Source organism: Azospirillum sp. (assembly GCF_050789165.1).
In genome coordinates, this window is the sequence record NZ_JBOZRT010000020.1 from 81,162 (window position 1) to 107,770 (window position 26,609).

Annotated in this window: 20 protein-coding genes; 9 read left to right on the forward strand and 11 right to left on the reverse strand. The window is 70.3% G+C overall.

Annotation, left to right across the window (positions count from 1 at the left end; genetic code table 11):
- Positions 1-220 precede the first annotated feature (220 nt).
- A complete protein-coding gene (locus tag ACRWK7_RS03610) occupies positions 221-1,444 on the reverse strand; it encodes a class I SAM-dependent methyltransferase (protein WP_431854807.1) in 1,224 nt (407 codons plus the stop codon).
- Between ACRWK7_RS03610 and ACRWK7_RS03615 the strand changes: the two genes are divergently transcribed.
- The 3 genes from ACRWK7_RS03615 (at position 1,443) to ACRWK7_RS03625 (ending at position 4,426) form a co-directional block, all read left to right on the forward strand.
- A complete protein-coding gene (locus ACRWK7_RS03615) occupies positions 1,443-2,837 on the forward strand; it encodes a class II 3-deoxy-7-phosphoheptulonate synthase (RefSeq protein WP_431854808.1) in 1,395 nt (464 codons plus the stop codon). The genes ACRWK7_RS03610 and ACRWK7_RS03615 overlap by 2 nt on opposite strands.
- Before the next feature lie 133 nt (positions 2,838-2,970).
- Entirely contained in the window at positions 2,971-4,122 is a 1,152-nt protein-coding gene (locus ACRWK7_RS03620) for a nicotinate phosphoribosyltransferase (protein WP_431854809.1), read from the forward strand.
- Between the two features lie 130 nt (positions 4,123-4,252).
- Entirely contained in the window at positions 4,253-4,426 is a 174-nt protein-coding gene (locus ACRWK7_RS03625) for a hypothetical protein (protein WP_431854811.1), read from the forward strand.
- Between the two features lie 3 nt (positions 4,427-4,429).
- Here ACRWK7_RS03625 and egtB read toward each other — a convergent pair whose 3' ends face one another.
- From egtB to ACRWK7_RS03640, 3 genes are all read right to left on the reverse strand, one after another.
- A complete protein-coding gene (gene egtB, locus ACRWK7_RS03630) occupies positions 4,430-5,770 on the reverse strand; it encodes an ergothioneine biosynthesis protein EgtB (protein ID WP_431854812.1) in 1,341 nt (446 codons plus the stop codon).
- 143 nt (positions 5,771-5,913) lie between these two features.
- A complete protein-coding gene (locus tag ACRWK7_RS03635; protein WP_431854813.1) occupies positions 5,914-6,525 on the reverse strand; it encodes a hypothetical protein in 612 nt (203 codons plus the stop codon).
- A gap of 176 nt (positions 6,526-6,701) precedes the next feature.
- A complete protein-coding gene (locus ACRWK7_RS03640) occupies positions 6,702-8,507 on the reverse strand; it encodes a glycosyltransferase family 2 protein (RefSeq protein ID WP_431854853.1) in 1,806 nt (601 codons plus the stop codon).
- 1,192 nt (positions 8,508-9,699) lie between these two features.
- Here ACRWK7_RS03640 and ACRWK7_RS03645 point away from each other — a divergent pair.
- Both ACRWK7_RS03645 and ACRWK7_RS03650 read left to right on the forward strand, forming a co-directional pair.
- Positions 9,700-9,870 (forward strand): hypothetical protein, encoded by a 171-nt coding sequence (locus ACRWK7_RS03645; protein ID WP_431854815.1) that lies wholly within the window; start codon positions 9,700-9,702, stop codon positions 9,868-9,870.
- 112 nt (positions 9,871-9,982) lie between these two features.
- Positions 9,983-10,396 (forward strand): hemerythrin domain-containing protein, encoded by a 414-nt coding sequence (locus ACRWK7_RS03650; protein ID WP_431854816.1) that lies wholly within the window; start codon positions 9,983-9,985, stop codon positions 10,394-10,396.
- Positions 10,397-10,564: 168 nt separating this feature from the next.
- Here the strand turns inward: ACRWK7_RS03650 and typA are convergent, their stop codons facing one another.
- Positions 10,565-12,394, reverse strand: a complete 1,830-nt coding sequence (typA, locus tag ACRWK7_RS03655; protein WP_431854817.1) for a translational GTPase TypA — start codon at positions 12,392-12,394, stop codon at positions 10,565-10,567.
- Positions 12,395-12,645: 251 nt separating this feature from the next.
- Here typA and ACRWK7_RS03660 point away from each other — a divergent pair, with 251 nt between their 5' ends.
- Positions 12,646-14,484 (forward strand): autotransporter assembly complex protein TamA, encoded by a 1,839-nt coding sequence (locus tag ACRWK7_RS03660; protein WP_431854818.1) that lies wholly within the window; start codon positions 12,646-12,648, stop codon positions 14,482-14,484.
- Positions 14,485-14,615: 131 nt separating this feature from the next.
- Positions 14,616-18,995 carry a translocation/assembly module TamB domain-containing protein gene (locus ACRWK7_RS03665; RefSeq protein ID WP_431854819.1) on the forward strand — a complete coding sequence of 1,460 codons (4,380 nt, stop codon included), beginning with the start codon at positions 14,616-14,618 and terminating at the stop codon, positions 18,993-18,995.
- Positions 18,996-18,998: 3 nt separating this feature from the next.
- Here the strand turns inward: ACRWK7_RS03665 and ACRWK7_RS03670 are convergent, their stop codons facing one another.
- The 5 genes from ACRWK7_RS03670 to ACRWK7_RS03690 all read right to left on the reverse strand — a co-directional run bounded on the left by ACRWK7_RS03670 (position 18,999) and on the right by ACRWK7_RS03690 (position 23,311).
- On the reverse strand, positions 18,999-19,928 hold the full coding sequence (locus tag ACRWK7_RS03670; protein ID WP_431854820.1) for a glycosyltransferase 61 family protein: 930 nt from the start codon (positions 19,926-19,928) through the stop codon (positions 18,999-19,001).
- 23 nt (positions 19,929-19,951) lie between these two features.
- Positions 19,952-20,779 (reverse strand): class I SAM-dependent methyltransferase, encoded by an 828-nt coding sequence (locus ACRWK7_RS03675; RefSeq protein WP_431854821.1) that lies wholly within the window; start codon positions 20,777-20,779, stop codon positions 19,952-19,954.
- Positions 20,780-20,804: 25 nt separating this feature from the next.
- Entirely contained in the window at positions 20,805-21,116 is a 312-nt protein-coding gene (locus ACRWK7_RS03680) for a hypothetical protein (protein ID WP_431854822.1), read from the reverse strand.
- 145 nt (positions 21,117-21,261) lie between these two features.
- Complete coding sequence (locus ACRWK7_RS03685; RefSeq protein ID WP_431854823.1) at positions 21,262-21,597, reverse strand: hypothetical protein; 336 nt, start codon at positions 21,595-21,597, stop codon at positions 21,262-21,264.
- A 136-nt stretch (positions 21,598-21,733) separates the two neighbouring features.
- Positions 21,734-23,311, reverse strand: coding sequence for a gamma-glutamyltransferase family protein (locus ACRWK7_RS03690; protein ID WP_431854824.1), 1,578 nt, complete (start codon positions 23,309-23,311; stop codon positions 21,734-21,736).
- Positions 23,312-23,417: 106 nt separating this feature from the next.
- On the opposite strand from ACRWK7_RS03690, the gene ACRWK7_RS03695 reads away from it, so the two are divergent.
- Positions 23,418-24,155: a protein phosphatase CheZ gene (locus ACRWK7_RS03695; RefSeq protein ID WP_431854825.1), complete on the forward strand. Its 738-nt coding sequence runs from the start codon at positions 23,418-23,420 to the stop codon at positions 24,153-24,155.
- 4 nt (positions 24,156-24,159) lie between these two features.
- Here the strand turns inward: ACRWK7_RS03695 and ACRWK7_RS03700 are convergent, their stop codons facing one another.
- On the reverse strand, positions 24,160-25,110 hold the full coding sequence (locus ACRWK7_RS03700) for a lytic transglycosylase domain-containing protein (RefSeq protein ID WP_431854826.1): 951 nt from the start codon (positions 25,108-25,110) through the stop codon (positions 24,160-24,162).
- A gap of 663 nt (positions 25,111-25,773) precedes the next feature.
- On the opposite strand from ACRWK7_RS03700, the gene ACRWK7_RS03705 reads away from it, so the two are divergent.
- Positions 25,774-26,490 (forward strand): RNA polymerase sigma factor, encoded by a 717-nt coding sequence (locus tag ACRWK7_RS03705; RefSeq protein WP_431854827.1) that lies wholly within the window; start codon positions 25,774-25,776, stop codon positions 26,488-26,490.
- Positions 26,491-26,609: the final 119 nt, after the last annotated feature.

Sequence of the window (26,609 nt, forward strand, 5' to 3'; positions counted from 1 at the left end):
GCCCGTGCCGGAGGTTGGGGCTTGTGCAGAACGAGGTCGATTCCGCAGCGCCCGATCGGGGGCGGGCCGGACGTCCTAAAATGGGCGTCAAACAAGTATGGGTCGGTCAAATGCCCAACTCGACAGCGGGGGACCGGAAACGCCTCTTCGACTGCCGCTTCGGTATGGGGTCGTACCGTTCTGCACAGCTCATGGCCCGTTTGGATCGGGCTCCTCACTATCACGCGGCCGAAGCATTAACGAAGAGGTGACGCGCAAAGGCGGGCGCTTCCCTGTATGCCATATGGTATCCCGAATTGATCGAAAAGTAATTAAGGCCGACCTGATTCCATAAATGGCCGAGTGCTTCCTTGCTGTATAAGGAAATATGACCATTGCGCGGTGCCAGATACCACCAATTGACGCCGAGCGCGTCAATCTCGTTGGGAACAAGTAAGGTGGAAAACAGGATTATTCCATCATCTTGAACGAAGTTCGCAAGCTGCTTAGCCGTATCCAAGGGATCGTGCGTGTGCTCCAGAACCTCGAAGCAGGTCACGAGGTTGAAGGTCGCATCCGGGCGCTTCTTGTCCTTGTCCGCTATGGGATCGTAAGACGCGGCTTGAAATCCCTTTTCGGACAACAGGCGGGCTGTCAGTCCATTTCCGCCCCCGTAATCCAAGATGGACAACTCCGCCATGCTGCTCTCAAACAACGAAGACAGCATGTTGGCGTAAGAATGTGGGCGTGCCTCGATATAATCAGGATCTACTTTTACGTACTCGTCGTTGTAAATATATTTTGAAAAGGCATGCTGCGACCAGTCATCGCAGAATTCGGTGTAGAGAAAGCCACAGGATTCGCACCTCCGGTAATACACCGGCACTCCGTAAATATCGGTCTTCTGCGGGCCGTGGATCTCAAGGCAGCTTTTCGAGAAGTCCGTAACGCCAAAGAGAGTTGCGTCGGCGCCGCAAATTTTGCATTGCGCTTTCTTTTCAACGGCAGGTCGCATGAGGCTGATGCTCATCAAACGTATGCAATGATGACGCCGATAAAGGCGAATCACGGTAACGGTATCGAGGGTGCGGTGCGGAGTCCAGCCTTCCCCGTCGAGCGGCGCGCCCAACAATCCGTGCCTGAGGATTTTCTGATCTTCGATGCCGGGATGGCGGCTGCTTATCAATTTTTGACGCCACGGGCATTTAAATCTAATTGGTGACACCTTCCACGCGGGCGAGAACCACGATGGTGGCGCGGGCTTCGTCCTCTCCAAACGGCGGTTCGGCCGCCGCACCGGTACGATGGCCCCGTCGGTGACGGCAAAGAAATGTCGTTGCCGTGTCCCCCTCGACTCGGGGAAGGGGTGGAAAAAATCCGTCCCAGGACGTATAGGGTTGATCCCCACGGCCGGTGACCGGCCTAATACCCCGGGCGAGTTTCGAGCGGAAAGAGCGGACGTCATGGTTGAGCGTTGGACCCCCGACAGCTGGAAGAGCAAGCCGGTCAAGCAACTGCCGGCCTATCCCGACCCGACCAAGGTCGATGCGGTCGTCGAGCGCCTCTCCGCCTATCCGCCGCTGGTCTTCGCCGGCGAGGCGCGGCGGCTGAAGTCGGCGCTGGCCGCGGCGGTCGACGGGCAGGCGTTCCTGCTGCAGGGCGGCGACTGCGCCGAGAGCTTCGCCGAGTTCCACCCCAACAACATCCGCGACACCTTCCGCGTGCTGCTGCAGATGGCCATCGTGCTGACCTTCGGCGCGGCCATCCCGGTGGTGAAGGTCGGCCGCATGGCCGGCCAGTTCGCCAAGCCGCGTTCCGCCGACATGGAGACGATCGACGGCGTCGAGCTGCCCAGCTACCGTGGCGACATCATCAACGGCTTCGACTTCACCGCCGACGCCCGCGTGCCCGATCCCGAGCGCATGATGCAGGCCTACACCCAGGCCGCCAGCACGCTCAACCTGCTGCGCGCCTTCGCCCAGGGCGGCTACGCCGACCTGCACAAGGTGCACCAGTGGACGCTGGGCTTCGTCGAGCGCTCCCCGGCCGGCGAGCGCATGCACGACCTGGCGCAGCGGCTCGACGAGGCGCTGGCCTTCATGGCCGCCTGCGGCATCACCGCCGAGACGACGCCGCAGATCCGCGAGACCGATTTCTTCACCAGCCACGAGGCGCTGCTGCTGCCGTTCGAGCAGGCGCTGACCCGTGTCGACAGCACGTCGGGCGACTGGTACGACGTTTCCGCCCACATGCTGTGGATCGGCGACCGCACCCGCCAGCTCGACGGCGCGCACGTCGAGTTCCTGCGCGGCGTCAAGAACCCGATCGGCCTGAAGTGCGGCCCGACCACCGACCCGGACGAACTGATCCGCCTGATCGACGTCCTGAACCCGGCCAACGAGGCCGGGCGCCTGACGCTGATCGTGCGCATGGGCGCCGACAAGGTCGCCGAGAAGTTCCCGCCGCTGCTGCGCAAGGTGACGCGCGAGGGCCGCAAGGTGGTGTGGTCGTGCGACCCCATGCACGGCAACACCATCAAGTCGTCCAGCGGCTACAAGACCCGTCCGTTCGACAAGGTGCTGGGCGAGGCCAAGGCGTTCTTCGCCGTGCACCAGGCCGAGGGGACGCACGCCGGCGGCGTGCACTTCGAGCTGACCGGCCAGGACGTCACCGAGTGCACCGGCGGCGCGCAGGCGATCACCGACCACAAGCTGGCGCAGCGCTACCACACCGCCTGCGACCCGCGCCTGAACGCCAGCCAGTCGCTGGAACTGGCCTTCCTGCTGGCCGAGGAGCTGAAGCGCGCCCGCGTCGAGCGCGAGGCGGAGCGCCGCGCCGCGTCGGCCGCCGCGCAGTAGGCGTCCCACAGGACAAAAAGGCGCGCGCCCCATGCGGGTCGCGCGCCTTTTCCTTTTGCGGATTCCCCCCTACAGTGCGCGCGAACGGCGACGAAGGGCGCCGCGGGCTGTTCGAGTGAGGGAAGGGCAAGCGATGGACGAGACCATGCGGAAGGGTGTTCCCACGCATCCCTGCGCCGCGGCGGTGAGCGACTGGACCGACACCTATTTCCGGCGCACCAAGGAAGCCGCCGGCAAGTTCGGCGACAAGCGCGTCACCTACGCCGTGTTCATGCGCCGCCCGGTGATCTGCGCCCCGCGCCTCGCCGTCGAGTGGCTGCAGGGCGTGTGCCGCGAGCGCGGCACCGAGGTCGATGTCCAGCTCAACTATCCCGAGGGCAAGTGGGTCGGCGCCGGCGAGCCGATGATGTACATCACCGGCTCCTTCTATCATCTGGTCGATCTGGAAACGATCCTGCTGATGAAGCTGGGGCCGGCCTGCGTCGCCGCCTACAACGCCTTCACCATGTGCGCCGACCTGCCGAAGGTTGCCTTCCTGGCCATGGACGCCCGCCACTGCGCCGGCACCGAAATGGCGGAGATCATGGCCTACGCCGCCTCCGTCGGCTCCGACCGGGCGCGGCGCAAGGTCGGTGCCAAGGGCTTCATCGGCAACGCCACCGACGCCACCGCGCACTATTTCGGCCAGGAGCGCGGCATGGGCACCATGCCGCACGCGCTGATCGGCTACGCCGGCTCGACGTTGCGCGCCGCCGAGATGTTCCACGAGACCTTCCCCGATCTGCCGCTGACCGTGCTGGTCGACTACTTCGGCCGCGAGATCTCCGACGGGCTGGAGGTCTGCCGCCGCTTCCCCAAGCTGGCGGCGGCCGGCAAGCTGTCGGTGCGCCTCGACACGCCGGGCGGCCGCTTCGTCGAGGGGCTGGACCCGCCCGGCTCCTACGCGGTGCTGGAGCGCCACGCGCCGCACGCCGTGCGCGGCTACCGCGATGAGACGCAGCTGCGCTACCTGATCGGCACCGGCGTGTCGGCGGCGGCGATCCATTACGTGCGCGAGAAGCTGGACGAAGCCGGCTTCCCGGCGGTGAAGATCGTCGCGTCCTCCGGCTTCGGCCCGGCCAAGTGCCGCGTCATGGCCGAGGCGAACGCCCCGGTGGACATTATCGGCACCGGCAGCTACCTGCCCGAGCGCTGGGCCGAGACCTACGCCACCGCCGACATCATCGAGTACGACGGCGAACGGCGCGTCAAGGTCGGCCGCGAGTTCCTGTTCCGCAGGACCTGACGGCCGTTGCCCGGCACCATGCGGCGAGATGCGTCCGGTTGTGACAAATCTTGACAGCGATCAAGTGCGCGCGTTGCATACCATTCTATGCTGATCGCCGTAAGCGGCGGCTCTGGCACAGGGTGGGCACATGGTCCGGGCATTCTGGCAAAGGCTGACGGCGCGCCTCGTCGCCGAGGTTCCCGCATCGATCGTCGTGTGCGAGTTCGATTGCCGGAAGCCGGCCTGCGACCTCGGGCATTTCGCCACCTGCTCCCGCCGGCTGGCGGGAGCGGCGCGCGAAGCGGCACGGCGCGGAGACTGACGGCTACGCGTCCTCGGCCAGCCGGATGCCGGTGAAGGCGGTGCGGGTGGTCGGACGCAGGAAGTGGCGGGTGGTCGGCGTGGCGTAGTCGAACGGCGTCACGCAGCTGCCGCCGCGCACCACCATGCGGTTGGCCATGAACCGGCCGCTTTGCGCTCCGTCGCTCTCCACCGGGGTGTAGCCCGGGTAGGGCATGAAGGCGCTGCGCGTCCATTCCCAGACATCGCCGAACAGCTGCCAGGGACCTTCGGTGCCGCGGCAGACGCCAGGGCGCGGGTGGCGGTGGCCGGTGCCCAGCAGGTTGCCGATGCACTCCTTGCAGGCCGCCACGGCCTCCCACTCGGACTCGTCGGGCAGGCGCTTGCCCGCCCAGCGGGCGTAGGCGTCGGCTTCGTACCAGCTGACGTGGCAGACCGGCTCGTGCGGGTCGAGCGGGCGCATGCCGTACAGCGTGAAGACCTGCCAGCCGCCCTCGCGCCATTCCCAGTACAGCGGCGACTGCCAATCCTCGGCGCGCGCGGCCTCCCAGCCGTCGCCCAGCCAGCAGGTCGGCTTGGCGTAGCCGCCGTCCTGCATGAATTCGAGGTATTCGCCGCAGGTCACCGGCCGGCCGGCCAGCGCGAACGGGCGCAGCATCACGGCGTGCCGCGGCCGTTCGTGGTCGAAGCCGGGGGAGGGGTCGTCGCGGCCGACCTCCACCACGCCGCCCGCGTGGCCGACCCAGGTCTGCTCCAGCGGCGGCGACGGGGGCAGGGTGGCCGGCGGTTCGTAGGTCGGGCGCAGCGGGTTGCTCCAGAACGCGTGCTTGACGTCGGAGAGCAGGCGCTCCTGGTGCCGCCGCTCGTGCACGATGCCGAGCTGGACGCGCTCGGAGATGTCCTCAAGCCGCTCCTCCGGAATCTGGTCGATGAGGTGCAGCACGGCGCCGTTGACGTGGTCGCGGTAGCGCATGACCTCGGCCGCTGTGGGGCGCGACAGCAGGCGCAGCACGGGGGCGGGCAGGTGCTGGCCGAACCGGTCGTCGAGCGCGGTGAACAGCTGGTGGAAGACCGGGTCGAAGGTGCGGTAGCCGGAGGCGCAGGGCTCCAGGACCGTGCTCTCGAAGAACCACGTGGTGTGCGCCAGATGCCATTTGGCCGGCGCGCCGTCGGGCAGTGACTGGACCATCAGGTCTTCGACGCCCAGCGGGGCGACCAGTTCCGCCGTGCGCTGGCGGGCTTTGTGGAAGCGGGTGGACAGCCAGAGGCGCAGCGCGTCGGGTGTGCCCTCGGCGGGCGGCGGGAGATCGGCGGCGACCGGCGCGACGCTGGGTCCGGGCGCGGCGGCGAGCGGCTTGGCGGGCATGGACGAACCTCCTCGCGGGACGGCGGCCCCGTCGGGTGATGGGCCGCGCATCCTATTGTCGTTTGCCCAAGAGTGTGCCGCACGCGGGAGCGCATCGGGGGCACGCATCGGAGGTAGGACGCGCAGCGGCGCCCGGTCGGCTGTCAGACGTCCAGAACCAGGGTGGGCCGGACGCCGTGGTGCATGCTGAGCAGCACGTGCAGGTACACCGCCAGCTTGCGCGCCCGTTCGGTGTGCTGGGCCAGGCAGAGGCGCAGCTGTTCGGCGAGGAGGCGATTCTCCTCGGCCTCGGTCAGCGGCAGGTGCGGGTGCACCGGGGCGGCGACGTTGACGATGCGGTCGTGGTCGACCGGCACCTCGGCCTGCGGGTCGGACAGCAGCCGTTCGGCCGCGTGCGTCTCGTCGTGTCCGGCGTCGGGGCCCGGCGGTGCGGGCTCGTCCGGGGCGGGCGGCGGGGCCGCCGGCGGTTCGACGGGCGGGACCGCGCCGACGACGTGGTTGCGGATGTTCTCCTTGACGCGCGCCCGCTGCTGCTCGCTCAGGCTGTCGAGCCGGTCGACCTCGTCGAACAGCAGGTCGTAGACGCGGCGGCGGCGCGGGTTCGGCGGTTCCTTGCGGCGGCGGTCGGAGGCGTCCTGCTGCTGCTGACGCTGCTGTTCGCGCCGGGGGCGGCGGTCGGTAACGGACTCCGCCCGCTCCACCACGCCGGTGGGGCGCACGAAGTGGTTCGAGGAGCCGACCGATCCATCGCCCATTGTGGGCACGCCCTTCAGCGGCGGTCGATTTGACCGCTCACGCAAAGGCTACGCTCCTGGGTGGCGGAGTCAAGGTGGGCGGGGGTGGGGAGGGCGCGGCTTCTCGTCATAAGCCCCCAAACGAAAACGGGCCCCGCAGCGCGGAGCCCGTTCCCATCACGAACCGGACCTCGTCCTCAGTGTGCCGCCTCGACCGGCACCGGCTGCGGCCGGCGGTGGCCGAAGTGGAACTCCCGGAAGACGTTGATCAGGGAGGTGATCAGCGCCGCCAGATAGGGCAGCGACTGCACCACCAGCAGGCCCGACCACATGAAGGCGTCGCGGTTCTCGTGGCCGAACACCAGCACGATGGCCAGCGCCGCCCCCCACAGCGCCACCAGCAGCGCGATCTCCTCCTGCGCCATCAGGAAGACGGCCATCAGCGCCGGCTTGTCCTCGCACTTGGGCGTGCGGACGAACGGCCGGCCGGAGGTGAACATGCCCAGCCACATGGCGCGGCCCACGGTGTGCGTCAGCGCCATGCCGGCGACCGCCGCTCCCACCTTGTCCCAGAAGCCGCACTTCACCCGCGCCTCGTACAGCCACAGCGACGCCGCGACCTTGAAGGCGAAGACGCTGAGCGTCGGGATCATGAAGGCGTTGGGCGGGAACTCGAAGTACTTCGGGAACAGCAGCAGGCCCAGCGACCAGATGATGCCGGCGATGCCGAAGATCATGTGCGCGGCGTCGGCGAACCACGGCAGCCAGCCGGTGATGAAGTGGTACTTCTGCCCGGCGCTCAGCCGCTTGCCGCTAGGGCCCAGTTCGCGCCAGTGGTGCTTGAGGATCTGCACCGCGCCATAGGCCCAGCGGAAGCGCTGCGTCTTGTAGGCCGAGAAGCTGTCGGGCACGAGGCCCTTGCCGAAGCTCTCCGGCATGTAGACGGCTTCGTAGCCGTGCTCGAACAGGCGCAGGCCGAGGTCGGCGTCCTCGGTGATGCACCACTCGCCCCAGCGGCCGGTGCCTTCCAGCGCGGTCTTGCGGATGATGGTCATGGTGCCGTGCTGGATGATCGCGTTGCGCTCGTTGCGCTGGATCATGCCGATGTGGAAGAAGCCGGCGTACTCCCAGTTGATCATCCGCTGGAACAGGTCCTGGTCCCAGTCCCGGTAGTCCTGCGGCGACTGCACGAAGCCGACCTCCGGCCGGTCGAAGTGCGGGATCGTCGCCTTCAGCCAGTCCGGGTGCACCTGGTAGTCGCTGTCGATGACGGCGATGTGCTGCGCGTCCTCGGCCGTCACCGTCAGGCCGAAGTTCAGGGCGCCGGCCTTGAAGCCCGGCCAGTTGTCCAGGTGGAAGAAGCGGAAGCGGGGGCCGAGCTGGCGGCAGTACTGCTCGACCGGCTTCCACACCTCGGGATCCTTGGTGTTGTTGTCGAGCAGCAGCACCTCGAAGTTCGGGTAGTCGAGGCGGGCCAGCGCGTCGAGGGTCTGGATCACCATGTGCGGCGGCTCGTTGTAGCACGGCACGTGGATCGAGACCTTGGGCGCGGTCGGCAGCGGGGCGGCGGAGCAGGGGTGGAACTTGCGGCGGAAGCTCTCCTGCCACACCACCTCGGTCAGCTCCAGCCCGTCGATCAGCATGACGCAGAGCAGCACGAGCTGGCAGAAGATCAGGACGCCCCAGGCGATCTCGGTGGTGGTGGCGAGGCCGGCGGCGGACGCCGCGGTCACCGTGAACACCAGCACCGAGCCGACCGCCTGGATTAACGCGCCGTAGAACAGCAGGCCGCCGACCTTCAGGTCTCGCCGCCGGCTGAGGAAGAACACCAGCGGCAGGAAGGCGACGCCGATGGACATGGCGCACATGTACGGCCAGTTCTTGACCTCCAGCACCTCGCCGGCCATCGGGAACTTCGGCGCGCGCCACGCGTCCCACAGGCCCCAGGCGGTGCCGGCGGTGCCTTCGATCTCGCGCTTCCAGGGCTGGTCGAACGCCTCCATGATGAAGTAGTCGAGCCGGTTCTGCGCCGCGACGTTCAGGAAGGTGCGGATGAACTTGGCCTGGTTGACCTGGGACGCCTCGGCGCCGCGGCGCCACGGGCCGTCGGCCGGCCAGCCGATTTCCGAGATGAGGATGTGCTTGTTCGGGTACTTGGTCTTCAGCTCGTTGTACCGGAACATGGCGTAGTTGACGGCCTCGTCGATCGGCACGCCTTCCCAGTACGGCAGCAGGTGGATGGCCAGGAAGTCCACCGCCTCGGCCAGCTCGGGGTGCTGCAGCCAGACGTGCCACGGCTCGGCGATGGAGACCGGGACGTTGACCTTCTTCTTGACGCGCTTGACCAGCTCGATCGCCTGCGGGACCGTGATGTCGGTGCGCAGGATCGCCTCGTTGCCGACCAGCACGCGGCGCACGTTGTTGTTCTCGCGCGCCAGCTTGATCAGGCCGTTGATCTCGGGCTCGTCGATCTCCGGCTTGCCGGCGATCCAGGCGCCCGCCGTGACGGGCAGGCCGAACTTGCGGGCGATCGGCGCCACCTGCTCGGAGCCGTCGGTGGTGGAGTAGGTGCGCACCCCCTTCACCGACCCTTCGAGGGTCGCCATGTCCTTTTCGATGTCGTCGGCGTTGCCGCGGTCGCCACGGGTCGGGCTCTTGTTGGGATCGTGGAACGGCGTGTAGGAGACGCCGTTGATGGCGCCGCCCCACGACCGCTCGGCCACCGGCCGGTTCCACAGCGCCCAGGCCCCGACGTTGCCGAGGATCACCAGGATCAGGACCGCAATCGCTCTCTTGCGCATCGGTATCGACGTTCCCCGCACCTAATTGCCCGGCACAGCTCGGTTGTTCCGGTCGCAGTCCAGTGCCATCCGAAGCCACCCGGCCGATACGGACAAAATCAGGACCGCACCCGCTTCGACTTCGGACCGAACCCGGCACGCCATCGGTTGCTGAAATTCCGCCGCAAGCCCAAGGGCTTGCGCCATGTCGACCGGATCCATGGGAAACGGTCGAGCATTTTATACACTTTCCGGTGCGGTGCAACCATGGCCGCTCATGAACGCTTTCCGCAGGGCGGCTATTCCACCCCGCGCGTGTCCGCCGCATCAACGCGCGAAACGTCCTTCAGTGCCCTGACCGAAATCAAACCCGCGCTGTTTACTGGGCAGGCAAGAGAAACCCGAGGAGGACGCCGTGGACGACAAGCGGAAGGACGACGCCCCGTCGCGCACCGCCCAGCGCATCGAGGACGAACTGGTCGATAAGACCGGCCAGGCCGCCGGCGACACCGACAAGCCGGTGCAGGAGAAGTTCGACGAGTTGGGCGAGCGGGAGGAGGTGAAGCGGTCGGGCGGGCGGACGTAGCCCCCCTATCCAAAGGAGGTGCGCGCATCTGCCGCCTGTGCGGCGGATGCGCAGCGCTGATACGCTGATGGTCCGCCCACACGACAATACCAATCCGGGAGGAGGCGGTACCATGACCACGCACCACGCCTATCGCCGCCAGCACGGCGAGATCCAGGCGGCCATCGGCGCGCTGACCACCCTGCTGCGCGCCCAGGACGCCGCCAGCCGTACCTTCGACATCCGCGTTGCGCTGAACGACCTGTCGTCGAAGGTGAGCGACCATTTGACCCTGGAGGACCGGGTCCTCTACCCGAAGCTGCGCGAGCACCAGGACGCCCGTGTCCGCGCCGCCGCGGCCGAACTGCAGGACGAGCTGAACGGCCTGCACACGGTGTGCGACCACTACTTCAAGGCGTGGTCGAACGTGACCAGCATCGCCGCGCGCTTCCCCACCTTCCGCGCCGAGACGCGCGCGGTGCTGGCGCGGCTTGAGGAACGGATGAAGCGCGAGGACGAGACGCTGGGACCGGTGCTGGAGCAGTAGAGGGCGCAAGAGGTCCCAAAAAGCCCCTCTCCCCCTGAGGGAGAGGGGTTGGGGAGAGGGGGTCGCCGGCGAAGCCGGCCAGGACATCCTTGTCCGCGCCTGCCGGCGCGTAACGACCCCTCATCCCAACCCTTCTCCCTCAAGGGGAGAAGGGCTCCGTCCGTTGGATCAGCCTTCGGCCGCGCGCTGGTGGCGCTTGCGCTCGTTCGGATCCAGGTAGCGCTTGCGCAGGCGGATAGACTTGGGCGTCACCTCGACCAGCTCGTCGTCGGCGATGTAGGACAGCGCGCGCTCCAGCGTCATCTGGATCGGCGGGGTCAGGCGCACCGCCTCGTCCTTGCTGGTCGTGCGGATGTTGGTCAGCTGCTTGCCCTTGATGACGTTGACCTCGAGGTCGTTGCCGCGGGTGTGCTCGCCGACGATCATGCCCTGGTACACCGGGACGCCCGGGTCGATCAGCATCGGCCCGCGGTCTTCCAGGTTCCACAGCGCGTAGGCCACCGCGGTGCCGTCGGAGTTCGAGATCAGCACGCCGGTGCGCCGCGCCGCGATCGTCCCCTTGTAGGGGGCGTAGCCGTGGAACAGGCGGTTCATGATGCCGGTGCCGCGGGTGTCGGTCAGGAACTCGCTGATGTAGCCGATCAGGCCGCGCGACGGTGCGTGGAACACCAGGCGCGTCTTGCCGCCGCCCGACGGGCGCATTTCGATCAGGTCGGCCTTGCGCTCCGACAGCTTGTTGACGACCGAGCCCGAGAACTCCTCGTCCACGTCGACGACGACTTCCTCGATCGGCTCCAGGCGCTGGCCGTTCAGCGGGTCGGTCTGGAACAGCACGCGCGGCCGGCTGATCGACAGCTCATAGCCCTCGCGGCGCATGGTCTCGATCAGGATGCCAAGCTGCAGCTCGCCGCGGCCGGCCACCTCGAAGGCGTCGCCGCCCTCGGTGTCGCGGACCTGCAGGGCAACGTTGCCCTCGGACTCGCGGTACAGGCGGTCGCGGATCATGCGGCTGGTGACCTTGTCGCCCTCGCGGCCGGCCAGCGGGCTGTCGTTGACCGAGAAGGTCATCGCCAGGGTCGGCGGGTCGATGGGCTGGGCTTCCAGCGCCTCGGTCACGGCGGGGTCGCACAGGGTGTCGGCGACGGTGGCCTGCGACAGGCCGGCGATGGCGACGATGTCGCCGGCGACGGCCTCATCGACCGGCACGCGCTCCAGGCCGCGGAAGGCCAGAACCTTGGAGATGCGGCCCTGCTCGATCAGCGTGCCGTCGCGGCTCAGCGCCTTGACCGCCATGTTGGGCTTCACCCGGCCCGACTGGATGCGGCCGGTGAGGATGCGGCCCAGGTATGGGTTCGCCTCCAGCGTGGTCGCCAGCATGGAGAAGGGCGCGTCCGCGCTCTCCACGTGGTGCGGCGGCGGGACGTGGTCGCGGATCAGCTCGAACAGCGGGTTCAGGCTGTCGCGGGCGCCGTTCTCCAGGTCCGTGGTCGCCCAGCCGTTGCGGCCCGAGGCGAACAGGGTCGGGAAGTCCAGCTGCTCGTTCGAGGCGTCCAGCGAGGCGAACAGGTCGAACACCTCGTCGTGCACCTCGTGCGCGCGGGCGTCGGGACGGTCCACCTTGTTGACGACGACCATCGGGCGCAGGCCGAGGCGCAGCGCCTTGCCCAGCACGAACTTGGTCTGCGGCAGCGGGCCCTCGGCCGCGTCGCACAGCAGCACCACGCCGTCCACCATGGAGAGGATGCGCTCCACCTCGCCGCCGAAGTCGGCGTGGCCCGGGGTGTCTACGATGTTGATGCGCAGGTCGTTCCACAGCACCGACGTGCACTTGGCCAGGATGGTGATGCCGCGCTCGCGCTCCAGGTCGTTGGAGTCCATGGCGCGCTCGGCCACCTGCTGGTTCTCGCGGAAGGTGCCCGACTGCTTGAGCAGCTGGTCCACCAGCGTGGTCTTGCCGTGGTCGACGTGGGCGATGATGGCGACGTTGCGAAGATTCATGCGTTTATCGGTCTCGGGTCGGCCGGCGCCCTTCGTTGCGGGCGGTATGCCCAAAACAAAACGGCCCGCCAAGAATTCCTGGTGGGCGCCGCCGGGTGGTGTGTCTTTGCGCCGCAATATAATGATTCCATGGCGCGGGGCAAGAGCGGATGCATGGCGCTCGGGTGACGGGCCTAGATCAAAGGTGGGAAGGGGTTGAAACCGCGTCGCCGGCTGCGGATGTTCAGCCTGCCACGCTCAAGCACGGACGAATGACCCGCGCCCGCTTCCCCACCGCTTCCGCCCTCGCGCTTGCCCTGCTGCTGGCGCCGCTCCCCGCGTTCGCGCAGGAGGAGGTCTCCAAGGTTCCCTACGAGGTCGATCTCACCGGCCTGGAGGGGGACGACGCGCTGCGCACCCTGCTGCGCGAGTCCTCCTCCCTGTTCGAACTGAAGGATGATCCGCCGCCCTCGGTCATCGGGCTGGAGCGGCGCGCCGACGCCGACCGCGACCGGCTGGACACGGCGCTGCGCTCCGCCGGGCACTACGACGCGCGGCTGGACATCCGCGTCGATCCGTCGGTGCAGCCGGCCAGGGTGACCATCGCGGTGGAGCCCGGCCCCGCCTACCGTTTCAAGGCGATCGCGGTGCGCACCGGGAGCGGCGCCCCGCTGCCCGGCCCCGCGGTCACCGCCGACGAGCTGGGCTTGAAGCCCGGCGAGCCGGCCCGCGCGCCGCAGGTGGTGGACGCGCAGAGCAAGCTGGTGTCGACGCTGGCCGGCCGCGGCTACGCCTTCGCCAAGGTGACCGACCGCCGCGCCGTGGTTGACCATTCCGACCGGACGATGGACGTCACCTTCGTGGTGGATCCCGGCCCGCTCGCCCGTTTCGGCTCCACCCGCATCGAGGGGCTGGAGCAGGTGGACGCGGATCTGGTCCGCGGCCGGCTGCCCTGGGCGCCCGGCGCCACCTACCAGCCGGCGCTGATCGAGCGGGCGCGCACCGACATCGCGAAGCTCGGCGTCTTCGACACGGTGCGGGTGCAGCTGGCCGACCAGCCGGGGCCGGACGGCACGACGCCGGTCACCGTCGCGGTGACCGAGCGCAAGCGGCACGTGCTGGGCGCCGGCGTTGTCTACTCGACCACCGACGGGCTGGGCGGCAACGTCTACTGGGGGCATCGCAACCTGTTCGGCGGGGCGGAACAGCTGCGCCTCAGCCTGGAGGTCGGCCGCCTCACCGGCGACAGCAGCAGCACCAGCAAGCTCGACCTGCCGGACCTGCGCTTCGGCGTGAACTTCCGCAAGCCGGACTTCCTGGCGCCCAGACAGTCGCTGGTGCTGGACTTCTCGGTGGTCACCGACAACCCGCCGGCCTACGAGCGCGTCGCCGGCCTGCTCACCGCCGTGATCGAGCGCGAGATCAGCGACGCCCTGAAGGTCTCCGCCGGCCTGACGTCGGAGCGCGGACGGGTGCGCACGGCGGAACGCACCTATCAGGTGTCGCTGCTCGGCGCGCCGCTGGGCGTCACCTACGACGGCACGGACAATCTGCTGAACCCGACGAAGGGCTACCGCCTCGCCGGGACGCTGACGCCGTGGTTTCCGGTGGGCGGCAACGAATCCACCGAGCGCTTCCTGGCGGGCACCGTCACCGGCTCGGCCTATTACGATGTCGTCGGCGACGGGCGCTACGTGGCGGCGGCGCGGGTCGGGCTGGGCAGCATCGTCGGCGCGCCGCTGGCCTCCATCCCGCCGGACCGCCGCTTCTACGCCGGCGGCGGCGGCTCGGTGCGCGGTTACGGCTTCCAGAAGGCCGGGCCGCGGAACTTCGCCAACGACCCGACCGGCGGGCGTTCGCTGGTGGAGCTGGGCGTCGAGATGCGCGTCAAGATCACGGACACCATCGGCCTCGTGCCGTTCGTCGACGCCGGCACGGTCAGCGACCGCAGCGTCCCCGGCCTGAACGGGCCGCTGCGCGTCGGCACCGGCCTGGGGCTGCGCTATTACACCGACTTCGGCCCGCTGCGGGTGGATGTCGGCGTGCCGCTGAACCCGGAGCGGGGCGATTCCCGCTGGCAGCTGTACCTCAGCCTGGGACAGGCGTTCTGACGGGATTAATTTTGTCATTTCCGGATCGGCGGGAATCCGGGCGACCGTTCGCGTGTTCACGGAGGGGGAACCGCGCTTTTCGCGCCGCGGGCGAGGAAAGGGCGCGGCATGGGCTGGGCTGAGGATTCGACTTGAAGGTTCTGCGTTACGCGCTTCTCGGGCTTGCCGGCCTGCTGCTGCTGATCGTCGTCGCCGTCGCCGCGGGGGCGGCGTGGCTGCAGTCGGACTCCGGTCGGCGCTGGCTGGTCGCCACCGTCGAGGGCGCCGCCTCCGGCCCCGATTCCTCGTTGACGCTCGGCACCCTCACCGGGCGCGTGCCGTTCGACCTGACGCTGTCCGAGGTGCGCATGGCCGACCGCGACGGCGTCTGGCTGACGCTGCGCGACGCCCACGTCGCCCTCAATCCCTGGGCGCTGCTGCAACGCCGCGTCGAGGTCACCGAACTGACCGCCGCCCAGGTGGCCGTCGAGCGCCCGCCGGCCCCCGCCGCCGAGCCGCAGCCCGCCAGCTCCTCCCAGCCCGGCCTGCCGCGGCTGCCGGTGTCGGTCGCCGTGGACCGCCTGTCGGTCGGCGAACTGCGGCTGGGCGAGGCGCTGCTCGGCGAGGCGGCGGTGCTGAGCATCGACGGCAACGCCCGCCTCGCCGCCGGCGGTGACGGTCTGGACGCCAGGCTGACGGTGGCGCGCATCGACGATCGCCCCGGCCGTGCCGCGCTGACGCTCGGCTTCGCGCCGGACGACCAGCGCCTCGACGTCGACCTCAAGGCGTCGGAGCCGGCCGGGGGCGTCATCGCCCGCCTGCTGAACATCCCCGGCCTGCCGCCGGTCGAGGCGACGCTGGACGGCGAGGGCACGCTGGCCGACTGGAAGGGGCGCCTGACCGCTTCCGGCGGCGACGTGGTCAACCTCACCGCCGACGCGGCCGTGAAGGCCGATCCCGGCGGGCACGTGGTGACGCTGGAGGCGCGCGGCGACGTGGCGCGCCTGCTGCCGTCCCCCGCCGGTGACCTCGTCGGCCCGGCCCCGACGCTGGCCGCCGAGGTGCTGGTCGCCCCCGACCGCACGCTGACCCTGCGCCCGGTCACCGCCGCCACCGCGGCGGGCACCCTGCGCCTGACCGGCACGGTCAACCCGGAGTCCCCGCGCCTGAACGTGACGGCCGAGGTCGAGGCCGGGCCGGACTCCGCCCTGCACGCCCTGGCGCCGGTGCGCTGGCGCGACGCGCGGGTGACGCTGACCGCCGACGGCACCACCGCCGACCTGCCGTTCACCGTCGCGGCGCGCGTCACCGACGTCGCCGCCGACGACCCGAAGCTGGCCTCCGTCACCGGCCCGGAGGTGACCCTGGACGCCAAGGGCCTCGTGCAGACCGACGGCGGCCGGGTGCGCCTCGACGGGCTGACGCTGGCGACCGCCGCCGGCACGGTGACGGCGAGCGGCTCCGCCGCCGGCTGGGGGCAGACGGCCGACGCGGTGTTGCGCGTGGCGCTGGACGACCTGTCCAAGCTCTCCGACCTCGCCGGCCGTCCGCTCGCCGGGGCGGCGACGCTCGAAGGCCCGGTCGCGGTGCGCGACGGCGCGGTGAGCGCCGACCTTGCCGGCCGGGTGGCGAACCTCGCCACCGGCACGCCGGCCGACGCGCTGCTGGGCGAGGAGGCGCGGCTGACCCTGAAGGCCGCCACCGCGCCGGATGGCCGCATTACCGTCAGGGACCTGCGCGTCGAGGGCGCCCACACCACGCTGACCGGCACCGCGGCGCTGGCCGGCGGCCGGCTGGAGGCCGACGCGACGCTCGCCCTGCCGCGGCTGGAGCCGGTCGGCGCGGCGATCGGGAAGCAACTGCAGGGCGGCGCCACGCTGGACCTCTCCGCGCGTGGGCCGCTCGACGCGCTGGAAGCGCGTGCGCACCTCAACGGCCGCGGGCTGGTGCTCGACGGCCGCCGCCTCGGCGATACCGAGCTGACCGCCACCGCCGCCGGGCTGCCCGCGACGCCGCGCGGCACGGTGCAGGCGCGCGCCCATCTCGCCGGGACCGGGCTGGCGCTCGACGGCGGCTACGCGCTGGACGGCACCACGTTGAAGCTGTCGGATCTGGCGCTGGCCAGCGGGCCAAACCGGGTGGGCGGCGCTGTCGCGGTGGCGCTGGATACCATGACCGCCACCGGCCGGCTGGAGGGGACGCTCCCCGCGCTGCGCGCCCTGTCGGAACTCGCGGGCATGGGGCTGGACGGCGCGGCGGGCTTCGCGCTGGCGCTCGATGGCAAGGGCGGCAAGCAGGCGGCGACGCTCACCGCCGACGCCCGCGGCCTGCGCGTCGATGGCGCCGATGGGCCGCTGCTGGCGGCACAGGGCCTCACCGTGTCCGGCGACGTGGCCGACGCCCTGGGCGCCGCCGCCGGCAAGGCGCGGGTCGAGCTGCGGGACGGCATCCTGGCCGGCACGCCGGTGACCGGTGTCACCGCCTCCGTCGACGGCTCCCTCGCCAGGGCGCGTTTCCAGGTCCAGGGCAGCGGCGGCGGCGGGCGCGAGCCCGGCACGCTCGACCTCGCAGGCACCGTTGCGCAGGAGCGCGGCGTCAACCGCATCCGGCTGGAGCGGCTGGACGCCCGCGCCGCCGGGCAGGCTTTGCGCCTCGGCCAGCCGGCGTCCATCGACGTGGCCGAGAACCGCTACGAGGTCAGCGGCCTGCAACTGCTCAGCGGCAACGCGCGCCTCACCGCGGACGCGGCGCTGAGCGGCAACCGCATGAAGGGCACGGTGCGGGTGGACCAGCTGCCGCTGGCTCTGGCCCGGCTGGTCGCCCCGACCTTGCAGCTTGACGGCGTGCTCAACGCCACCGCCGACCTGTCGGGCACGCCCAGGGCGCCCTCGGCCGACGTCTCGGTGCGGGTGGCGGGGCTGCGCGCCGCGGCGACGCAGCAGGCCGGCGTGCCGGGCCTGGACGTCACCGTCGATGCGCAATGGCGCGGCGAGCGGCTGAACGCCACCGGCGCGGTGGTCTCGCGCGGCGGTGACGGGCGGCTGAACCTGACGGCGGCGCTGCCGCTGGTGCTCGACCCGCAGACGCTGGTCCCGGCGGTGCCGGAGCGCGGCAAGCTCGACGCCACCGCCACCGGCACCCTGCAGCTCAGCCTCGTCAACGACCTGCTGGCGGCGTCGGGCGACCGTGCGGCCGGCGCGCTGGCGCTCGACGTGCGGGCCGGCGGCACGGTGGGGGCGCCGCAGCTCGGCGGCACCGTCACGGTCGCCAACGGGCGCTACGAGAACCGGGCGTCGGGCGCCGTCATCACCGACATCGCGGCGCGCGTGGTTGGCAGCGGCGACGTCTTCACCGTGCAGTCCTTCACCGGCCGCACGCCGGGCGGCGGCACCCTGTCGGCCGAGGGCGTCATCCGCCCGGCCCCGCGCGAGCCGCGGCAGCTCGACTTGCACGTGCGGGCGCGCGGCGCGCGGCTGGCGCAGATCGACATGGTCACCGCCAGCGTCGGTGCCGACCTGACGCTTGCCGGCACCTTCGCCAAGTCGGCGCTGGCCGGCACCGTCACCATTGACGAGGCGGAGGTGCAGCTCCCCGACCGGCTGCCGCCCCACGTGGTGGATCTGAAGGTCGTGGAGGTCGGCCGCGGCGCGCCCGCCTCGCAGGATTACGCGGTGATGGCCGGCAGCTCGCGCACGGCGCCGCCGCCCAACGCCAAGAAGCCCAAATCGGCCAAAGGCAAGCCCGGCCCACGCGCCACCCCGGCCTCCGTGCCGGCCGACCCGCCGCCCGCCGCGGCCCCGGCTGGGCCGGAGATCGGCCTGGACGTCACGGTCGCCGCCGACAACCGGATCTTCGTGCGTGGCCGCGGCCTGAACGCGGAGTTCGGCGGCAAGCTGAAGGTCACCGGCACCGCCGACCGGCCGTCGGTCACCGGGCGCTTCAGCATGCTGAAGGGCACGCTGGACCTTCTGGCCAAGACCTTCACCTTCAAGCGCGGCTTCATCGATTTCGACGGCAACTGGCCGGTGGACCCGCGCCTCGACCTGCTGGCCGAGGCCTCGGCCAACCAGGTGACCGCGCAGGTGCAGATCAGCGGCACCGCCAAGCAGCCGAAGCTGGAGCTGACCTCGCCGCAGGGCCTGCCGCAGGACGAGGTGCTGGCCCGCGTGCTGTTCGGCAAGTCGGTCGGCTCGCTGGGCGCGGTCGAGGCGGTGCAGCTGGCGCAGAGCGCCGCGACGCTGGCCGGCTTCGGCGGCGGCAGCGGCCTGCTCGACAAGGTGCGCAAGGGGCTGGGCGTGGACCGGCTGGAGTTCACCGGCGGCGAGAACGGCAAGGGGGGCGCCGTGCAGGCCGGCCGTTACGTCAGCGACCGCGTCTACGTCGGCGTCGAGCAGGGGGTGGGCGCCGGCAACGCGCAGAGCCGCGCCAAGGTCGAGGTCGACATCACCAAGAACCTCAAGGCGGAGGCCGGCGTCGGCACCGGCACCAACAACGACACGCGCCTCGGCCTGAAGTTCGAGTGGGACTACTGATGTTCAGGCGGCTTCGCGCAGCACCTCGTCGAGCTGCCGCACGTCGGGGAGCAGGTTGCCGTGCTCGTCCTCCCGCTCGGTGACGATCCGCCGGTAGGTGAAGCCGAGGAGGCGGGCGATCTCCGCGTAGCAGCCGTGCGAGGCGAGGTAGGACGGGAACACCTCGACCAGGGTCAGCGGGGGGGTCAGGTAGATCATGTTGGTCAGCGCCGCCCCGTGCGGCGCCAGGACGGTGCGGGCGCCGTCCAGGCGGGCGACCTGCTCGGCCACCGTCAGCTCACCGTTGCCGACGTCCACGCGTCGGGCGCGGTGCCGCGCCAGCAGGTCCCGGAACTCCGGCGTCTCGGCGATGCCGCCGGGGCAGATGCGGTTCGAACTCCTGCGCTCCAGATAGACGACGTCCCCGCCGGGCCGCGCGAAGACGTTCATGCAGCGGCGGACGTAATCCATTCCTTCCATCGAGAAGTAGTCGTAGAACAGGACCGGATCGACGACGATGGCGGGATCCTCGACCGGCACGGCCTCGCGGCCTTGCAGGCATCGCCCGATCAGCTCGTGCTGATAGGCGAACTCCCGCAGCGACGGGTTGACCGCGACCCCGCGATGTCGGTCTCCCAGGAGACGCAGCGCCGCCGCGCACTCCAGCGTCACGTGGAAATAGTTGTCGGCGTACGGCGAGGCCAGGACCGGCAGGTTTTCGTAGCGGTGCGTGACGGTCGCGGCATAGCGCGGCAGGTTTGTGATGATCTCCTCGGTGAAGGTCTCGGCGTAGCTACCGAAGGCGAAGTCGAAGCAGGGGATCTGCGTCAGCAGGCGGTGGTTCTCCAGGTCGAACCACACGCACCCGCCGATCAGCGACAGGAACGTCCCCTTCAAAACGCCCACCGCCGAGGCCGGATGGAGATCCGGGTTCGTCAGGCTCTGCAACGGCATCCCAGGTCCCCTTGCCGCCCGGCTCAGGCGGTGCCGACGCCGATGCGCACGTGCGCCGGCAGGGGCACCATGTCGCCCTGGGCCATCGCGTCGAAACGGGCGGCGATGTCCGCCTCCAGCCCGGCCCGTTCGCCGGCGGTCAGGCCGGCGATGCGGGCGCCGAACAGCATGTCCAGCGTGGCGCGCCAGACGGGCTGGCCGCGCGGCGCCTTGCGCGTCGGGGTGAGCGCGGTCTCCGTCGCGTCGGCGAAGCCCGCCCCGGCGAGATCGGCGGCGAGGCTGCCGGGCTCGGCGTAGCGGAACAGCGGGCCGATGCCGTGCACCGGGTCGGGGCCCAGGCGGTCCTCCACCGCGCCGCCGACCGTGGCGAACAGCGCGTTCTCCGCGCGCGGCCCCCACACCATGAAGGCGGCGCGCCCGCCGGGCTTCAGCACCCGCCGCACCTCGGCCAGCGCGCCCGCCGCGTCGGGCACGAACATGATGCCGAAGCGGCAGGTGACGGCGTCGAACGCCCCCGGACCGAAGGGCAGGGCCGTCATGTCCGCCGCGGCGAAGGCCGGCCGCGGCTCGGCCGCGGCGGCCCGGCGCACCGCGCCGGTCAGCATGGCCGGCACCAGGTCGGTGCCGAGCACGAACCCTGCCGCCCCCACGCGCTTGGCGGCGCTCAGCGCCGGCTCCCCTGCGCCCGAGGCGAGGTCGAGCACCACGGCGCCCGGCCGCACCCCGGCGGCGTCCAGCAGCGGCTGGTTCAGCTTGTCGGCCAGTTCGGCCATGGGGTCGGCCCAGCGGTCCCACAGATCGGCGCTGGCCGTCCAGCGCGCCTTTTCGGCGTCGGCGTTCGGAAGGGTCATGGTCCGAGAGGTTATCCAGACTTCGTCAATGCAGCAGGCGGGCAGATCCGCCGGGACCGCGCAGCGCGTCGCCGTCGGCGAGACGCTCGCCCAGGGCCGCCAGTTCTTCCGACAGGCGGCGGTTGGAGTCCGTCAGCGACTGGATGCGCAGCTGGGCGGCCTGCTGGTCGGCGGTGAGCGCGGCGACGCTCTCGGCCAGGCGCTTCACCTGCTGCGCCTGCCTTACCGTGCCCTCGTTGAGGCTGCGGCGGATCGAGCCGACAGCCACCAGCACGACGACGCTGATGGTCACGCCGGCGACGATGGAGACGATGGCGAGCCCGGTGACCCAGTTCATGGCCTTTGCCGTTCATCCGGTGCAACGGATCAAGCGGCAAGCATCGGCCGATTTGGCGGGCGGGTCAACACGTCCGAACAACGAAAACGCGCGGACCGGGGCTTCGGTGCCCCGATCCGCGCGGTCGCGGAACCCGGATGATGGATCAGAGGATGCCGTCGGCGGTGCGCGGCTCGGCGACGATCTTCATCTCCTTGATGTGGTCGGCGAAGGCGCGGACCACCGGCATGATGCGCTGCGTCTGGTCGGGGGTGACGTGGGCGTCGGTCTTCAGCACGATGGTCGGCGCCTCGGTCATCAGGCGCTTGGCGCGCATCGGGCCGACCTTGTCGTCCAGGAACATGGACAGGCCCATCAGGATGCCCAGCGTCACGTCGTCGGGCTGCTTCGGGAGGGCGAGCACCTCGTGCAGCTCCTTCAGGAGCGTGTAGGCGACGATGGAGGTGCGTTCGATGGTGTCGACGTCGGCGGCCATGGGCATCAGGCGGGTCCTTCGAAACCGGGCGGTTGAGCTGTAACCGCCACGACCCTAGCCCGACTTTCGTAACCAAAGCATTAACCATCAGCTTGGCCATTCGCCCGAGTCGCTGTGACATTTCCCGGGCGGAAGGTCGCGGTCACCAGCCCAGCGCGCAGCCGTCCTTGCGCGGGTCGGAGCCGCCGATCAGCACGCCGCGCGCGCGGTCTATGCGGATCGCCTGCCCGCCGCCGATGGGCGCGGGCGACCATTCCACGCGGTGGCCGCGGCGCGCCAGAGCCTCGTATACCGCGGGAGGATAGGTGGTCTCGATGGACAGCACGCCGTCGCCGGCGAAGCTGCGCGGCAGCTCCAGCGCCTGCTGCGCGTCCAGCCCGCGGCCAAGCACGTCGACCAGGAACTGGGCGTGCCCGGTCGCCTGGTACTGGCCGCCCATGACGCCGAACGGCATCACCGCGGCGCCGCCCTGCGTCACCATGCCGGGAATGATGGTGTGCAGCGGGCGCTTGCCCGGCGCCACGCTGTTCGGGTGGCCGGGCTGCAGCCGGAAGGCGCGGCCGCGGCATTGCAGCAGCACGCCGCTCCCCGCGTCGGTGATGCCGCTGCCGAAGGAGTCGAACAGCGAGGCGATGAACGACACCGCGTTGAGGTCGCGGTCGACGGCGCACAGGTACACCGTGTCGCGGTGCGGCACCACCGGCGGCGGGAAGGGCAGGGCGCCGTCCGGCCGGATCGCGGCGCGCAGGGCGGCGGCATAACGGTCGGACAGCAGCTCCGCCACCGGCACGTCGGCGTGGCGCGGGTCGCCGACGTGCGCGTCGCGGCTGGCGTAGACGAGCTTGGTCGCCTCGGCCAGCCAGTGCACGCGCTCGGCCTCGTCCTCCGCGGTCTCGGCGGGGGTGCCGTTCAGCGCGTTCAGCATCATCAGCGCGGCGATGCCCTGGCCGTTCGGCGGGCACTCGTGCACGGTGAAGCCGTGGTACTCCGTCGAGATCGGCTCGACGTACTCGCAGCGCTGGGCGTTGAAATCTCCGGCCGCGTGCAGGCCGCCGAGATTGGTCAGCGTGCGCAGCAGCCCGTCGCGTACCGGCCCCTCGTAGAACCCGGCGCGCCCTGACCGGGCGATGCGGCGCAGCGTGTCGGCCAGCGCCGGGTTGCGGAAGCGATCGCCCAACTGGAACGGCCGGCCCTCGGACAGGAACAGCGCGCGGGTGGCCGGGTGGTGGCTCAGCCGATGGGCGTGGACCGCCCAGTCGCGCGCCACCCGCGGGTGGACGGGGCAACCCTCCTCGGCAAGCGCGACGGCAGGGCGGAGCAGCGCGTCGAGCGGGGTGCGGCCGTGGTCGGCGTGCAGCCGGCACCACGCGTCCACCGCGCCGGGGATGGTGACGGAGTGCACGCTGTCCATGCCGATGCCGGTGACGCCCAGTTCGGCGAAGCGCTCCGGTGTCGCCGCCCCCGGCGCCCGGCCGGAGCCGTTCAGCGCCAGCACCCCGCCGCCGGCCGGCGCGTACAGCACGAAACAATCGCCGCCGACGCCGACCATGTGCGGCTCGGCCACGCACAGCACGGCCACCGCGGCCAGCGCCGCGTCCACCGCGTTGCCGCCGGCCCGCAGCGCGTCGAGGCCGGCAAGCGTTGCCAAGGGGTGCGAGGTCGCCACCATGCCGCGCTCGCCCACCGCGACCGACCGGCCGGGCCGCTGGAAATCCCGCATCGCCGTTTCCTCCCCCTTTTTGAGTACAGCCATGTTGTACCGCCGGTGATTTTTGGCAAATACTCCAGGCCCGGAATTTCCGCGGGACGGCAGGGGGGCGTGGGGGATGCGCGAGGAGGACTACCGCCAGCTCGAGGCGTTCATCGGCGGCACGCCGCAGGGACGCGCCTTCCTCGACGAGCACGCGCGGCGATCCCGCTCCGTGGGCATCGACGAGGTGCAGGCTCTGCTCGGCGACCTGCGCGCCGCCTGGACGCGGCACGAGGCGGCGAGCAACGCGGTGCGGCACATCACCGTGCTGCGCCACGAGTTGCAGGACATGAGCGCGTCCATCGTCCAGGCGCGGCGGGAAATCGCGGCGATCCGCCCGAAGGACGGCAGCGACGACCGCATCGCCACCGCCGCCAACGAGCTGGACGCCATCGTGATGTCCACCGAGCGCGCCTCCATCGAGATCCTCGGCGCCGCCGAGCACATCATGGCGGCGCTGCCGGAGCTGCGCGCGCTGCCCGATGCGGCTGCCGCCTGCGACCAGATCGAGCACGAGGTGATGGGCATCTTCACCGCCTGCTCGTTCCAGGATCTGACCGGCCAGCGCACCACCAAGGTGGTCAACGCGCTGCGCTACATCGAGCAGCGCATCCTGACGTTGATGGAGATCTGGGGCACCGACGGCGTCGCCGCCGCCGACCTGCCGGCCGGGCCGGTGGATACCCGCCCCGACGCCCACCTGCTGAACGGCCCGTCGTCGGACGGCGTCGACCAGGACGAGGTGGACCGCCTGCTGAACGACGCCGTGCCGGCACCTCTGGACCAGAACTCGATCGACGCGCTGTTCGGATAGGGCCTTATTCCGCTACCGTCCGCTCCGGCTTCTCCGCCACGGCGACCGGGGCCTTCTCCTTGCGCTTGCCCACCGCCTGCACCGCCGTCTTCGGTGCGGAGTAGCTCAGCTCCGCCACCAGCTCCCGCGATCCCGGCACGCCCGACGGATCGACCACGCCCTTGTCGTACGGGTGCCGGCGGATGGCGTAGACCGTGCGGATCTTCGCCACGTAGTCCTGCGTCTCGCGGTAGGGCGGCACGCCCTTGTACTGCACTACCGCGCCTTCGCCGGCGTTGTAGCCGGCCAGCGCCAGCGTCACGTCGCCCTGGAAGAAGGCGAGCAGCCAGCGCAGGTACTTCATGCCGCCGCGGATGTTCTCCTCCGGCTGGAAGACGTTGCGCACGCCGAAGCGCTCCGCCGTCTCCGGAATCAGCTGCATCAGGCCCATGGCGTTCTTGTTCGACACCACGTCGTTGCGGAAGGCCGATTCCGCCGAGATCACCGCCAGCACCAACTCCGGGTCCAGGCCGTAGGTCGGCGCCATCTTGTGCACCAGCGCCTTGATGTGCGCCGGCGGCGGCGTCGGCATCGCGTAGTAGCGGATCTGCGGCGGCTCGCAGCGGTCGGGCGCCTTGGCGCCGCCGGTGGAGGCCTTGCGGATCCAGGCGTTGCCCAGTTCCTCGTCGCGGAACCCGGCGCTGCCCTTGAGGATCAGGCGCCCGGCCCGGCGCGCCGCGTCGGCGTGGCCCTGGCGGGCCGCCTTGCAGTAGAGGTAGAGCGCCCGGCGGCCGTCGCGCGAGACGCCCTTGGCCTCCTCGAAATGTTCGGCCAGCTCGAACTGTGCGCGGGCGCTGCCCTTGGCGGCCAGCGCCTCCAGCGCGCGGATGGTGCGGTCGATCATGGCGGCCTGCGCGGGCGCGGAGACGGCCACGGCCGCTCCGGCGAGCAGCAGTCCGGCGAGGGTGCGTTTCATCAGGGAAAGCCCGTGGGTTTGGCCGGCCCGGACGCCGCGTCGCGCCTTGGCGCGGACGGAGCAATCCCGGCGGACGATGGGTGTATGAGGGAAGGCGTCGTGCGTAGTCCCAATGTCCGGATGGTCTGGACCCCGGACATTCTGTATGGTCCACCTCCAATGGGTTCGCGACGACGAAAGAAGAAAAGAACCAACCAAAGAATGAACCAAAGGGAGGAGCCGCGGCAGAATCGGCGGCATCGAACCGCTGGCGGCTGCGACAGGGAGGGTTAGGTAGCCCGCGCGATCAATCATCTTTCGCTTCGTCATCCCGCACTCTCTCACAGGACCGGATGGGAACGCCCATCCGGTCTTTTCCTTTTTGAAGATGCGGTCTCCGCCACGCCGATGTGTGGGCGAATACGCAGCTCCCCAGTAAAAGTTCCGGCGGCAACCCCAAAAGGGGGTAGAGGTAACCGGCAATCTCACAAAATTGGACCTATCCCTAGCCTTTTTCCCAACTGGCAGGGATCCGGCGCGGCCATTACGTACTGACAGAGCAGAAATTGTCTTGGGAGCATCTGGCGATACCTCCGGTGTGGTGCACCAGGAACGCCGGAATGATTGCTCCATTCGTCCGAAGCCGGACGATTTGTCCGCAGACCGGGAGGCAGCGTCTTACCGATGGGGAACACAGTTGCGCGCACTCTGCGCACCTCGGCGCTCGGCCCCGTGCCCGCCGTTCCGGCGGCGTTGGAGGTCGAGGACGGCGCCACCGATCCGTCCCTGGCACCGCTGGCCGATGATGCGCAGACCGGCGACGAGAGCATCGAAGATGAGGGCTCCGACGGCGGCAGCGAGGGCGGCGACGCGCCGCCCGCACCCTCCAGTCCGCCGGATCCGGCGGTGATCGCGCAGATCGAGGCCGAGATCCCGCGCCTGCGCCGGTTCGCCCGCGCCATGGTGCGGGACGCCACGCTGGCCGACGACCTCGTGCAGGAATGCCTGGAGCGGGCGCTGAGCCGCCTGCACCTGTGGCGGCCCGGCAGCAACCTGCGCGCCTGGCTCTTCACCATTCTGCGCAACCTGCACATCAACGGCATCCGCCGCCGCCAGGCGGTGGTGGACATCGACGGCGAGGGGCAGGCGGCCATCGGCGCGGCCAGCGGCGCGCAGATCGTGCGCCTGGAACTGCGTGACCTGCGCCGGGCGCTCGGCATGCTGCCCAACGAGCAGCGCGAGGTGGTGCTGCTGATCGGCCTGGAGGGAATCTCCTACGGCGAGGCGGCGGACATTCTGGGGATCTCCATCGGCACCGTGAAGTCCCGCCTGTCGCGCGGCCGGCGCGCGCTGCGCCTGCTGATGGAAGGCCGCGCGCCCGGCGAGGACGAGGAGGACTGAAGCCGATTTCGGTTCGGCGTGCACCGTTCTCAACCGTCATCCCCGCCTTCACGGGGATGACGGTAACGGGAAGCTCTGACTGACCGGAACGCTGCTCCAGCCTTCTCCCGAAAACAAAA

What these genes read in the sequence shown, in the direction of transcription:
- ACRWK7_RS03615 (WP_431854808.1), top strand. Translation starts at nt 1,443, where the DNA reads ATGGTTGAGCGTTGGACCCCCGACAGCTGGAAGAGCAAGCCGGTCAAG.
- ACRWK7_RS03610 (WP_431854807.1), bottom strand. Translation starts at nt 1,444, where the DNA reads ATGACGTCCGCTCTTTCCGCTCGAAACTCGCCCGGGGTATTAGGCCGG.
- ACRWK7_RS03620 (WP_431854809.1), top strand. Translation starts at nt 2,971, where the DNA reads ATGGACGAGACCATGCGGAAGGGTGTTCCCACGCATCCCTGCGCCGCG.
- ACRWK7_RS03625 (WP_431854811.1), top strand. Translation starts at nt 4,253, where the DNA reads ATGGTCCGGGCATTCTGGCAAAGGCTGACGGCGCGCCTCGTCGCCGAG.
- egtB (WP_431854812.1), bottom strand. Translation starts at nt 5,770, where the DNA reads ATGCCCGCCAAGCCGCTCGCCGCCGCGCCCGGACCCAGCGTCGCGCCG.
- ACRWK7_RS03635 (WP_431854813.1), bottom strand. Translation starts at nt 6,525, where the DNA reads ATGGGCGATGGATCGGTCGGCTCCTCGAACCACTTCGTGCGCCCCACC.
- ACRWK7_RS03640 (WP_431854853.1), bottom strand. Translation starts at nt 8,507, where the DNA reads ATGGAGGCGTTCGACCAGCCCTGGAAGCGCGAGATCGAAGGCACCGCC.
- ACRWK7_RS03650 (WP_431854816.1), top strand. Translation starts at nt 9,983, where the DNA reads ATGACCACGCACCACGCCTATCGCCGCCAGCACGGCGAGATCCAGGCG.
- typA (WP_431854817.1), bottom strand. Translation starts at nt 12,394, where the DNA reads ATGAATCTTCGCAACGTCGCCATCATCGCCCACGTCGACCACGGCAAG.
- ACRWK7_RS03660 (WP_431854818.1), top strand. Translation starts at nt 12,646, where the DNA reads ATGACCCGCGCCCGCTTCCCCACCGCTTCCGCCCTCGCGCTTGCCCTG.
- ACRWK7_RS03670 (WP_431854820.1), bottom strand. Translation starts at nt 19,928, where the DNA reads ATGCCGTTGCAGAGCCTGACGAACCCGGATCTCCATCCGGCCTCGGCG.
- ACRWK7_RS03675 (WP_431854821.1), bottom strand. Translation starts at nt 20,779, where the DNA reads ATGACCCTTCCGAACGCCGACGCCGAAAAGGCGCGCTGGACGGCCAGC.
- ACRWK7_RS03680 (WP_431854822.1), bottom strand. Translation starts at nt 21,116, where the DNA reads ATGAACTGGGTCACCGGGCTCGCCATCGTCTCCATCGTCGCCGGCGTG.
- ACRWK7_RS03685 (WP_431854823.1), bottom strand. Translation starts at nt 21,597, where the DNA reads ATGCCCATGGCCGCCGACGTCGACACCATCGAACGCACCTCCATCGTC.
- ACRWK7_RS03690 (WP_431854824.1), bottom strand. Translation starts at nt 23,311, where the DNA reads ATGCGGGATTTCCAGCGGCCCGGCCGGTCGGTCGCGGTGGGCGAGCGC.
- ACRWK7_RS03695 (WP_431854825.1), top strand. Translation starts at nt 23,418, where the DNA reads ATGCGCGAGGAGGACTACCGCCAGCTCGAGGCGTTCATCGGCGGCACG.
- ACRWK7_RS03700 (WP_431854826.1), bottom strand. Translation starts at nt 25,110, where the DNA reads ATGAAACGCACCCTCGCCGGACTGCTGCTCGCCGGAGCGGCCGTGGCC.
- ACRWK7_RS03705 (WP_431854827.1), top strand. Translation starts at nt 25,774, where the DNA reads ATGGGGAACACAGTTGCGCGCACTCTGCGCACCTCGGCGCTCGGCCCC.